Annotated in this window: 11 protein-coding genes; 3 read left to right on the top strand and 8 right to left on the bottom strand. The window is 71.7% G+C overall.

The genetic code is table 11. The annotated features are described in order from the left end of the window. Positions 1-174 precede the first annotated feature (174 nt). Complete coding sequence (locus tag B9S58_RS20000) at positions 175-999, bottom strand: purine-nucleoside phosphorylase (protein WP_103533479.1); 825 nt, start codon at positions 997-999, stop codon at positions 175-177. 115 nt (positions 1000-1114) lie between these two features. Beyond that, positions 1115-1552: a gamma-glutamylcyclotransferase gene (locus B9S58_RS19995; protein WP_097866233.1), complete on the bottom strand. Its 438-nt coding sequence runs from the start codon at positions 1550-1552 to the stop codon at positions 1115-1117. Between the two features lie 271 nt (positions 1553-1823). Here B9S58_RS19995 and B9S58_RS19990 point away from each other — a divergent pair, with 271 nt between their 5' ends. Next, positions 1824-3263 (top strand): NAD(P)H-quinone dehydrogenase, encoded by a 1440-nt coding sequence (locus B9S58_RS19990; RefSeq protein ID WP_030591432.1) that lies wholly within the window; start codon positions 1824-1826, stop codon positions 3261-3263. A gap of 185 nt (positions 3264-3448) precedes the next feature. Then, on the top strand, positions 3449-4408 hold the full coding sequence (locus B9S58_RS19985; protein WP_103533478.1) for a DeoR/GlpR family DNA-binding transcription regulator: 960 nt from the start codon (positions 3449-3451) through the stop codon (positions 4406-4408). 176 nt (positions 4409-4584) lie between these two features. Here B9S58_RS19985 and B9S58_RS19980 read toward each other — a convergent pair whose 3' ends face one another. Further along, complete coding sequence (locus B9S58_RS19980) at positions 4585-5181, bottom strand: TetR/AcrR family transcriptional regulator (RefSeq protein WP_103533477.1); 597 nt, start codon at positions 5179-5181, stop codon at positions 4585-4587. A gap of 119 nt (positions 5182-5300) precedes the next feature. After that, complete coding sequence (locus tag B9S58_RS19975) at positions 5301-7055, bottom strand: biotin carboxylase N-terminal domain-containing protein (protein WP_103533476.1); 1755 nt, start codon at positions 7053-7055, stop codon at positions 5301-5303. Positions 7056-7408: 353 nt separating this feature from the next. On the opposite strand from B9S58_RS19975, the gene B9S58_RS19970 reads away from it, so the two are divergent. Continuing rightward, entirely contained in the window at positions 7409-7846 is a 438-nt protein-coding gene (locus B9S58_RS19970) for a hypothetical protein (protein WP_103533475.1), read from the top strand. Positions 7847-7870: 24 nt separating this feature from the next. Here the strand turns inward: B9S58_RS19970 and B9S58_RS19965 are convergent, their stop codons facing one another. From B9S58_RS19965 to B9S58_RS19955, 4 genes are all read right to left on the bottom strand, one after another. Then, positions 7871-8482 carry a nucleoside triphosphate pyrophosphatase gene (locus B9S58_RS19965; protein WP_103533474.1) on the bottom strand — a complete coding sequence of 204 codons (612 nt, stop codon included), beginning with the start codon at positions 8480-8482 and terminating at the stop codon, positions 7871-7873. A gap of 72 nt (positions 8483-8554) precedes the next feature. After that, complete coding sequence (gene mmpB, locus B9S58_RS39260; protein ID WP_098018286.1) at positions 8555-8683, bottom strand: morphogenic membrane protein MmpB; 129 nt, start codon at positions 8681-8683, stop codon at positions 8555-8557. A gap of 105 nt (positions 8684-8788) precedes the next feature. Continuing rightward, the gene (locus B9S58_RS19960; protein WP_103533473.1) at positions 8789-8995 is read right to left on the bottom strand and encodes an acyl-CoA carboxylase epsilon subunit; all 207 of its coding nucleotides are present in this window, start codon (positions 8993-8995) and stop codon (positions 8789-8791) included. A 34-nt stretch (positions 8996-9029) separates the two neighbouring features. Then, the gene (locus tag B9S58_RS19955; RefSeq protein WP_103533472.1) at positions 9030-10610 is read right to left on the bottom strand and encodes an acyl-CoA carboxylase subunit beta; all 1581 of its coding nucleotides are present in this window, start codon (positions 10608-10610) and stop codon (positions 9030-9032) included. Positions 10611-10732: the final 122 nt, after the last annotated feature.

Below are 10732 nucleotides of genomic sequence, written 5' to 3'. Positions count from 1 at the left end.
CCTCAGACGCCGGACGGGCTGGAAGGGCGCCGGACGGGCCGAGGGGAGGGAGTGGCAGAGGGGGCGGGAGCGAGGAGGGCGGAGGAGGGGCGGGAGCCGAGAAGGGCCGGAGCCGAGGAGGGTCGGAGCCGAGTGGGACCGGAACAGGCAGAGCCGGTCCTCGACGGGCTCGGCTCAGACGCGGTCGAGCACCCTCGCCAGCAGCGCGCCCATCCGGGTCGCCGAGTCGCGCCCGGCCTGGAGGACCTCCTCGTGGTTGAGGGGTTCTCCGGACAGGCCCGCCGCCAGGTTGGTGACGAGGGAGAGGCCGAGCACCTCGGCGCCCGCCTCCCGGGCCGCGATGGCCTCCAGGACCGTGGACATGCCCACCAGGTCGCCGCCGAGCACCCGGACCATGTTGATCTCGGCCGGGGTCTCGTAGTGCGGGCCGGGGAACTGGACGTACACGCCCTCTTCGAGGGAGTCGTCGATCTCCTTGCACAGCGCGCGCAGCCGCGGCGAGTACAGGTCGGTCAGGTCGACGAAGTTGGCGCCGATGATCGGGGACGCGGCCGTGAGGTTGATGTGGTCGCTGATCAGGACCGGCTGTCCCGGGCGCATGCCCTCGCGCAGACCGCCGCAGCCGTTCGTCAGGATGACGGTCCCGCAGCCCGCGGCCACCGCCGTACGGACCCCGTGGGCGACGGCGGCGACGCCCCGGCCCTCGTAGAAGTGCGTGCGGCCGAGGAAGACCAGCGCGCGCTTCTCGCCGATCCTGTACGAGCGGACCGTGCCGCCGTGGCCCTCGACGGCGGGCGCCGGGAAGCCGGGCAGCTCGGTCACGGGGAACTCGGCCTCCGGGACGCCGAGTGCCTCGCCCGCGGGCGCCCAGCCGGAGCCCATGACCAGAGCGACGTCATGGGTCTCGGCGCCGGTCAGCTCGCGCAGGCGGGCGGCGGCCCCGGCGGCTGCTGCCTGCGGGTCGCCCTGGATGTTGTCCGGAATAACAGATGCGTTCACGCGGACGAGCGTAACCGCTGAATCCCTACGCGCGTAGATGCACTGGCGCAAAGGCGCGCCGGAGGTCTTTGTGCTTTCGCACGAAGGGGGCGTGGCCGGGCCCGGCCCGCCCCGGTCAGCAGGGGCGCTTGCGCAGTTCCATCACGTAGTCGTGAGGTGCGCCGGAGGATTCCGCGGCGTCCGCGATCTCCCCCAGGTAGCGCGCCGAGGGCAGCCCGCCCTCGTATCCGTTCAGCACGTACATCCAGGCCGGCTCCTCGCCGTCCAGGGTGTGCACCCGCACCCGCATCCGCCGGTATATGTCGAGCCCGACGCCCTCCCAGCGGTCCATGGAGTCCTCGTCCATCGGCGCCAGGTCGTACAGCGCGACGAAGACCTGGGAACGCGGCGCCTCCACCACGGTGGCCAGCGCCCCCTCCCAGCCCATCTGCTCCCCGCCGAAAGTCAGCCGCCAGCCGTTGAGCCAGCCGGTGCTGCGCATCGGTGAATGCGGGGCGCGGCGGGTCATGAGCCGCGCGTCGAGGTTGCCGGCGTACGCGGCGTAGAGCGACATGGGACCGAGGGTACGGGAGGTGGGCGCGGGAGCGGCGGTTCCTGTGACGAAGGCCCCGGTCGGGGGAGTGCGGGGTGGCGCGCGCCTCGGTGTGCGGGGCGCTCGTTCCCGTGCGGTGGACGCCTTCTTTCCCGTATGGAGGGCCCCGGGGCGAAGCACTTTGGCGCGTGCGGGACAATGGAGTACGTACTGCATTCCCCCGGGGCGATCCCCCGGACCCCCGGCCGGGGCGGCAGACGGCCGCGGGTTACCAACGCGAGGCGGACTTTTCGTGACCCGGATCGTGATCATCGGCGGCGGCCCCGGCGGCTACGAGGCAGCCCTGGTGGGCGCCCAGCTCGGCGCGGAGGTGACCGTCGTCGACTGCGACGGTCTGGGCGGGGCCTCGGTCCTCACCGACTGCGTGCCATCGAAGACCCTGATCGCGACGGCCGAGGTGATGACCACCTTCGACTCCTCGTACGAGGAGCTGGGCATCATCGTCGCCGACGACACGCCGCACATGGAGCAGGCCGCGAGGGTCGTCGGCGTGGACCTCGGCAAGGTCAACCGCCGGGTCAAGCGCCTCGCGCTCGCCCAGTCCCACGACATCACCGCCTCGGTCACCCGGGCCGGTGCCCGCGTGATGCGCGGCCGGGGCCGGCTCGACGGGCTCCAGGCGGCCGACGGGTCCCGCCAGGTCGTCGTCACCGCCGCCGACGGCACCGAGGAGCGGCTCACCGCCGACGCCGTGCTGATAGCGACCGGCGGCCACCCCAGGGAGATCCCGGACGCGCAGCCCGACGGCGAGCGCATCCTGAACTGGACCCAGGTCTACGACCTCGACGAGCTGCCCGAGGAGCTCATCGTCGTCGGATCCGGTGTCACCGGCGCCGAGTTCGCCGGGGCCTACCAGGCGCTCGGCTCCCGCGTCACCCTCGTCTCCTCACGCGACCGGGTGCTGCCCGGCGAGGACCCGGACGCCGCCGCCGTCCTGGAGGACGTCTTCCGCCGCCGCGGGATGAACGTCATGGCCCGCTCCCGCGCCCAGTCCGCCAAGCGCGTCGGCGACCGGGTCGAGGTGACGCTGGCCGACGGCCGGGTCATCACCGGCTCGCACTGCCTGATGGCGGTCGGCGCGATCCCGAACACCGCGGGCATGGGCCTGGAAGAGGCCGGCGTACGGCTCAAGGACTCCGGGCACGTCCTCACCGACCGGGTCTCGCGCACCAGCGCCCCCGGCGTCTACGCGGCCGGTGACGTCACCGGTATCTTCGCGCTGGCCTCGGTCGCCGCGATGCAGGGCCGGATCGCGATGTACCACTTCCTCGGCGACGCGGTCGCCCCGCTGAACCTCAAGGCGGTCTCCGCCAACGTCTTCACCGACCCGGAGATCGCCACCGTCGGCTACAGCCAGGCCGAGGTCGACGCGGGCAAGATCGAGGCCCGGGTGGTGAAGCTGCCGCTGCTGCGCAACCCGCGCGCCAAGATGCAGGGCATCCGCGACGGCTTCGTCAAGATCTTCTGCCGGCCCGGTACGGGGATCGTGGTCGGCGGCTGCGTGGTCGCGCCGCGCGCCAGCGAGCTGATCCACCCCATCTCGCTCGCGGTCGACAACAACCTGACGGTGGAGCAGATCGCCAACGCCTTCACGGTGTATCCGTCCCTGTCCGGATCGATCGCGGAAGTGGCCCGGCAGTTGCACACCCGCAAGCTCACGGGTGAGGGCTGAGGGGTCAGGAAACCGGACATTTCCCGGCAACTCCCGGCAGTCCGGTCGGCACTGTGACCGCTTGACGATCACCTCCGAACAGTAAAGGGGCCTCCTATACCACTTGGAGGCCCCTTTGAAGTACAACTTCCGTTATTCGGCGCAAACCGCTGAAACTCACCGGCGGTCAGGTTACTGTCAGTTCCGTGTTCGCTGCAGAACGTCGTCAGTTGATCCTCGAAATGGTGCGCGCCAACGGGGCGGTATCGCTCCGTGAGCTCGCCCGCGTCGTCCAGACCTCCGAAGTGACCGTACGGCGGGACGTGCGGGCACTGGAGGCAGAAGGACTCCTCGACCGCCGGCACGGCGGTGCGGTCTTGCCGGGCGGTTTTACGCGGGAGTCCGGCTTTCCGCAGAAATCCCATCTCTCCACCGCGGAGAAGACAGCTATCGCCGACCTGGCCGCGAGTCTCGTCGGCGAGGGCGAGGCCATCGTGGTCGGCGCCGGCACGACCACGCAGGAGCTGGCCCGCCGACTCGCGCGGGTCCCCGGCCTGACCGTCGTCACCAACTCCCTGCTGGTGGCCCAGGCCCTGGCCCACGCCAACCGGGTCGAAGTCGTCATGACCGGCGGCACCCTGCGCGGGAGCAACTACGCGCTGGTGGGCAGCGGGGCCGAGCAGTCACTCCAGGGGCTGCGGGTCTCCCGGGCCTTCCTCTCCGGGAGCGGCCTCACGGCGGAGCGTGGCCTGTCCACCTCCAACATGCTCTCGGCCAGCGTCGACCGGGCTCTCGTGCAGGCCGCCGCTGAGGTGGTCGTCCTCGCGGACCACACCAAGCTCGGCTCGGACACCATGTTCCAGACGGTGCCGACCGAGCTGATCACCCGCCTGGTCACGGACGCGCCCCCGCTCCACGACGAGCGGGCCGCCGCCGAGCTCCAGGCCCTGGCGGATCAGGGCGTGGAGATCACGGTGACCGGTCCGGAGGCGGACGCGTCCGGCGGGGACGGCCCCCCACCGGGGCGTCAGCCCCGCCGGGACATGCCGCTCCCCGGTCAGCGGCGCACGCAGAACGGCGGCCTCGGGCCGCAGCTCCGCAGCGCCTCCGCGCTGGCGGACGTCCCGGGCGAGCGGGCGCGAGTGGCGGACCTGCGGCGGCGGTAGGGCACGTTCAGCCCCTCCGCGCCTGTTCAGCTCCTCCAGCCCTGTTTCGGCCCCTCCGGCGCTTGAGGGGCGGGGTCCGGGGCAGAGCCCCGGTTACGGGAAGGGGCGGGGCGGGGAGAAGCCCCGTGCAGTGGCCGACCACGCCGGGCCCAGGGAGCGGAGCCCCGGAAGGCCGGCTACTTCAGCCCCCGCAGGGTCAGCCGCAGCAGCCGCTCCGCCAGCTCCGGGTCGTCGGGCGACTGCTCGGCCGCCAGCGCGATCGCGTTGGTGAGCTGGAGCAGATCGTCGATCGAGACGTCGGCCCGCACCGACCCGCTCTCCTGGGCCCGGCGCAGCAGCCCCGCGCCCGCCTCCCGGAGCGGCAGGTGGCACTGCACGAGCGCCGACGTCTCGTCGCGCGAGGCGGACATCAGGGCGTGGGCCAGGCCGCGGTACTCACCCGCATGAGTGATGATCGCGCCCAGCCAGTCCACCAGCGCCCGGCACGGCGCTTCCGCCGCCGCCAGCTCCCGGGAGCGGTCCAGGAGTGAGCACAGGGCGTTCTGGAAGACCGCGTTCATCAGGGCGTCCCGGTTCGGGAAGTGCCGGTAGAGGGTGCCGATGCCCACGCCCGCCCGCCGGGCGATGTCCTCCAGCGAGGCGTCCGTGCCGTGCTCGGCGAACGACCTGCGCGCCTCGCCCACCAGCCGGTCGTGGTTCCGGCGCGCGTCCGCGCGCATCGGCCGGGCCGGCGGCTGCGCCGTGCTCGTCTCCATCGGGATCGCCCCTGCCATGGCTTCCGCCCCTCCCTCGGTCCTCGGGCCCTCGTGGGTTCCAGGATGCCACTGGTGACGAAGGGGCCCGGTCCGCGCCTCACGACGCGGGCCGGGCCCCTTCGGAGTGTGCGGAGCGGTCAGTCCTTGATCTCGCAGATCATGGCGCCGGAGGAGACGGAGGCGCCGACCTCGGCGGTGAGGCCCTTGACGGTGCCGGAGCGGTGCGCGTTGAGCGGCTGCTCCATCTTCATGGCCTCCAGGACGACGACGAGGTCGCCCTCCTTGACCTCCTGGCCCTCCTCCACCGCGATCTTGACGATGGTGCCCTGCATGGGCGAGGCGAGGGTGTCGCCGGAGGCGGCCGAGCCGGCCTTCTTCGCGGCGCGGCGCTTGGGCTTGGCGCCGGCGGCGAGGCCGGTGCGGGCCAGGGACATGCCCAGCGAGGACGGCAGCGACACTTCCAGGCGCTTGCCGCCGACCTCGACGACGACGGTCTCGCGTCCGGCCTCGTCCTCCGCGTCCGTGTCGGCGGGTGCGGCGAAGGGCTTGATCTCGTTGACGAACTCGGTCTCGATCCACCGGGTGTGGACGGTGAACGGGTCCGCGGTGAAGGCGGGGTCGGCGACGACGGCCCGGTGGAAGGGGATGGCGGTGGCCATGCCCTCGACCGTGAACTCCGCCAGCGCGCGGGCGGCGCGCTGAAGCGCCTGCTCACGCGTCGCGCCGGTGACGATCAACTTGGCCAGGAGGGAGTCCCAGGCCGGGCCGATCACGCTGCCGGACTCGACGCCCGCGTCGAGGCGGACACCCGGGCCGGTCGGCGGGGCGAACGTCGTCACGGTGCCGGGGGCGGGGAGGAACCCACGCCCCGGGTCCTCGCCGTTGATACGGAACTCGAAGGAGTGGCCGCGCACGACGGGGTCGTCGTAGCCGAGTGCTTCGCCGTCCGCGATGCGGAACATCTCGCGTACGAGGTCGATACCGGTGACCTCTTCGGTGACGGGGTGCTCGACCTGGAGGCGGGTGTTGACCTCCAGGAACGAGATGGTCCCGTCGACGCCGACGAGGAACTCGACCGTGCCGGCGCCGACGTAGCCGGCTTCCTTCAGGATCGCCTTCGAGGCGGCGTACAGCTCGTCGTTCTGCGCCTGGGTCAGGAAGGGGGCCGGGGCCTCCTCCACCAGCTTCTGGTGGCGGCGCTGGAGCGAGCAGTCACGGGTGGAGACGACGACCACGTTGCCGTGGCTGTCGGCCAGACACTGGGTCTCCACGTGCCGCGGCTTGTCCAGATACCGCTCGACGAAGCACTCGCCCCGGCCGAACGCGGCCACGGCCTCGCGGACCGCGGAGTCGTACAGCTCCGGGATCTCCTCCAGCGTGCGGGCCACCTTCAGACCGCGCCCGCCGCCACCGAAGGCCGCCTTGATCGCGATGGGCAGCCCGTTCTGCTCGGCGAACGCGACGACCTCGTCGGACCCGGAGACCGGGTCCGGGGTGCCGGCCACCAGCGGGGCACCCGCGCGCTGGGCGATGTGCCGGGCCGCGACCTTGTCGCCGAGGTCACGGATGGCCTGCGGCGGCGGACCGATCCAGGTCAGCCCGGCGTCCAGGACGGCCTGGGCGAACTCCGCGTTCTCCGACAGGAATCCGTAACCGGGGTGGATCGCGTCCGCCCCCGAGTCAGCGGCGGCCCGCAGCACCTTGGCCATGTCCAGATAGCTGGTGGCCGGGGTGTCACCGCCCAGAGCGAACGCCTCGTCGGCGGCCCGGACATGCAACGCGTCCCGGTCCGGCTCGGCGTAGACCGCGACGCTCGCGATCCCCGCGTCCCGGCACGCCCGAGCAACGCGGACTGCGATTTCGCCACGGTTGGCGATGAGCACCTTGCGCACGATGACTCCCTCCTCGAAACAAGCTGAGTTTAGGGACTACCGACACGGCCGTACGACCCGTCCCCAATGGTGAGCTTGCCCACACGGAGTGTGATCCGAGGCTTGCCCCAGTAGTGAAATCCCTTGTGGCACCACGGTACGCCGCGATCCTCAACCGCACAGTAACCAGCCGGTGTGGTGCAGGTCTCTGTCTTTAAGGTCAACGCCTCACGGCGTTTCTTTGTGGAGTCCCTACGAACGGCCGATGGATTCTTTGCCCAGCGCCCGAACCCGGCCGACCCCTTGTCCGAAGGAATACCGATGAGTAGGGTCCGCGCTACGCACGTACCAGAGGTAACAGGGGTGGGACGCTGATGCGCAGACCGGTGGCGATCGTGACCGCGCTCGTGCTGTTCGGGGAGGCGGTGGGCATCGTGCTCATCAACGCCGTCCTGGCCACGGTCGCCGAGAACCAGAACATGTCGCTCGCCGGCCTGGACCCGGACGCCATGTCCACCGGAACCTGGGTGATGGGCGGTGTCTCCGGGCTGCTGCTGCTCCTGTGCGGGCTGATGGCACTGATCGCCGGGATACGGGACCGGGCTCCGGGACGCGCCGGACGGCTGGTCCTGATCGGCTGCGCGGTCGTGCACGGCGTGCTCGGCGCGGTCACCGTCGGCCTGGTGGGGTGGTGGGCCTTCGCGTTCATGATGACCGTGCTGGCCCTGCTGGTGTTCACCCTGCTGGCGTACGGGCCCGGGACCCGGGCCGACGACGGGGTGGGCGAGGAGGCGGCCCCGGCGGCGGCCTAGGGCCCGCCGGGGCTGTCGCCGGTCTCAGACCCACAGCTCCGTGACGGAGACGTCCAGCTCGCCCAGCAGCCGGCGCAGCAGCGGCAGCGAGAGCCCGATGACAGTGCCGTGGTCGCCCTCGATGGAGTCGACGAACGGCGCCGAGCGGCCGTCCAGGGTGAACGCCCCCGCGACATGGAGCGGTTCGCCCGAGGCCACATAGGCGGCGACCTCGGCGTCGCTCGGCTCGCCGAACCGTACGACCGTGGACGCCGTCGCCGATGCCGTACGCCCGGTGGCGGTGTCGATCACGCTGTGCCCGGTCCGCAGGATCCCCGACCGGCCGCGCATCGCCTTCCAGCGGGCGGTGGCCTCCTCGGCGTCGGCGGGCTTGCCCAGCGCCTCGCCGTCCAGCTCCAGCACCGAGTCGCAGCCGATGACCAGGGCGCCCGCCGCCTCGGGGCGTTCCGCGACCGCCGCGGCCTTGGCCCGGGCCAGGACGAGCGCCAGCTCGGCGGGGTTCGGCGCGCTCAGGGCGTCCTCGTCCACACCGCTGACGATCACCTCGGGGGCGAAACCGGCCTGGCGCAGCAGACCGAGACGGGCGGGGGAGGCGGAGGCGAGCACGAGGCGGCGCTGATCAGTCATACGAGCCATCGTAGAAGGGGCCGGAGGGGCCGTGGTCCCGGCAGTGCGTGCTCAAGGGGCCGCAGGCCGCGGGCTCGCCGCTCAGCGGATGCCGAGCACGAACATCGCCACCAGCATCGCCAGCGCCAGCAGGACGCCTGCGCGGCGCATCATGGCCTGGGCGTCGCGCAGTTCCTTCGGCGGCTTGTTCTCGGGGTCGGACCAGAGCATGCCTCCGATCCTGCTGCGCCGCCCGTTCCCACGCCTGAGTACAGGTACTCAAAGCCGCCCCCGTGCGGAACGGAGACGGGGGCGGCTCGCGGGTGGGCCGGCGGCTCAGGCCGGCCAGTACGTCCGGGCCCAGGCCCGGGGGCCCGGCTGCGGGCGGCCGGTCCGCGCGATGCGCCCCGGGTCCGACCACTGCTCGGGCGGCAGCGGCGCGCCGGACGACACGGCGGACGTCGCCGCGGCGCGCGCCCGGACCACCGCCAGTGCGGCGGCCAGCTCCTCCGGGGTGGGGTTGCCCCGTACGACCTTGATCATGGGCAGGCCTCTCTGGGAAAGGGCGGGCGGGCGGCTAGAGCGGAATGTTGCCGTGCTTCTTCGGAGGCAGCGATTCTCGCTTCGTACGCAGCTGACGCAGCCCCTTGACGATGTGGGCGCGGGTGTCGGACGGCATGATCACCGCGTCGACGTAGCCGCGCTCGGCCGCCACGTACGGGTTGAGCAGCGCGTCCTCGTAGTCCGTCATCAGCTCGGCGCGCTTCGCGTCCGGGTCGTCGGCGGCGGCGATGGTGCGGCGGTGCAGGATGTTCACCGCGCCCTGCGCCCCCATGACGGCGATCTGCGCGGTCGGCCAGGCCACGTTCAGGTCGGCGCCCAGGTGCTTGGAGCCCATCACGTCGTACGCGCCGCCGAACGCCTTGCGGGTGATGACGGTGATCAGCGGGACCGTCGCCTCCGCGTAGGCGTAGATCAGCTTCGCGCCGCGCCGGATGATGCCGCCGTACTCCTGGTCCACGCCCGGCAGGAAGCCCGGCACGTCCACGAAGGTGATGACGGGGACGTTGAACGCGTCGCAGGTGCGGACGAAGCGGGCCGCCTTCTCGCTGGCGTCGATGTCCAGGCAGCCGGCGAACTGCATCGGCTGGTTGGCGACGATGCCGACCGGGTGGCCCTCGACCCGGCCGAAGCCGGTGATGATGTTCGGCGCGAACAGGGCCTGGGTCTCCAGGAACTCGGCGTCGTCCAGCACGTGCTCGATCGCGGTGTGCATGTCGTACGGCTGGTTCGCCGAGTCCGGGATGAGCGTGTCCAGCTCGCGGTCCTCGTCGGTGGTGGCGAGGTCGGTCTCCTCCGGGAAGGCCGGGGCCTCGGAGAGGTTGTTCGAAGGCAGGTACGACAGCAGCGACTTGACGTACTCGATGGCGTCCTTCTCGTCGCCCGCCATGTGGTGCGCCACCCCGGAGGTGGTGTTGTGCGTACGGGCGCCGCCCAGCTCCTCGAAGCCGACGTCCTCGCCGGTGACCGTCTTGATGACGTCGGGACCGGTGATGAACATGTGCGAGGTCTGGTCGACCATCACCGTGAAGTCGGTGATCGCGGGGGAGTAGACCGCGCCGCCCGCGCACGGGCCGACGATCAGCGAGATCTGCGGGATCACCCCGGAGGCGTGCACGTTGCGGCGGAAGATCTCGGCGAACAGGCCGAGCGCGGCCACCCCCTCCTGGATCCGCGCGCCGCCGCCGTCGTTGATGCCGATGACCGGACAGCCGGTCTTCAGCGCGAAGTCCATGACCTTGACGATCTTCTCGCCGTATACCTCGCCGAGCGAACCGCCGAAGATCGTGAAGTCCTGCGAGTACACGCAGACCGGGCGGCCGTCGACCGTGCCGTAACCGGTGACGACACCGTCCCCGTACGGGCGGTTCTTCTCGATTCCGAAGTTGGTGGAGCGGTGCCGGGCGAACTCGTCGAGCTCCACGAAGGAGCCCTCGTCCAGCAGCAGCTCGACCCGCTCACGGGCCGTCAGCTTGCCCTTGGCGTGCTGCTTCTCGACCGCGCGGGCCGACCCGGCGTGCGTCGCTTCGTCGATGCGGCGCGTCAGGTCCGCGAGCTTGCCCGCGGTGGTGTGGATGTCGCTTAGCGGCTCGGACATCGGGGGGCGGCTCCCTGCCTGGTCACGGGGACGACGTCTGGCACCGGTCACGGGGGGACGGCCAGCCGTCAGTCCGGCTCTGGCTACTGACTCGTAGGGTATCGGCGCGCATCCGGAAAGGC

Source organism: Streptomyces sp. SM11 (assembly GCF_002910905.1).
Classification (GTDB): domain Bacteria; phylum Actinomycetota; class Actinomycetes; order Streptomycetales; family Streptomycetaceae; genus Streptomyces.
The sequence above is the reverse complement of the archived record's forward strand: the minus strand, read 5'-3'. Positions and strand labels throughout refer to the sequence as shown.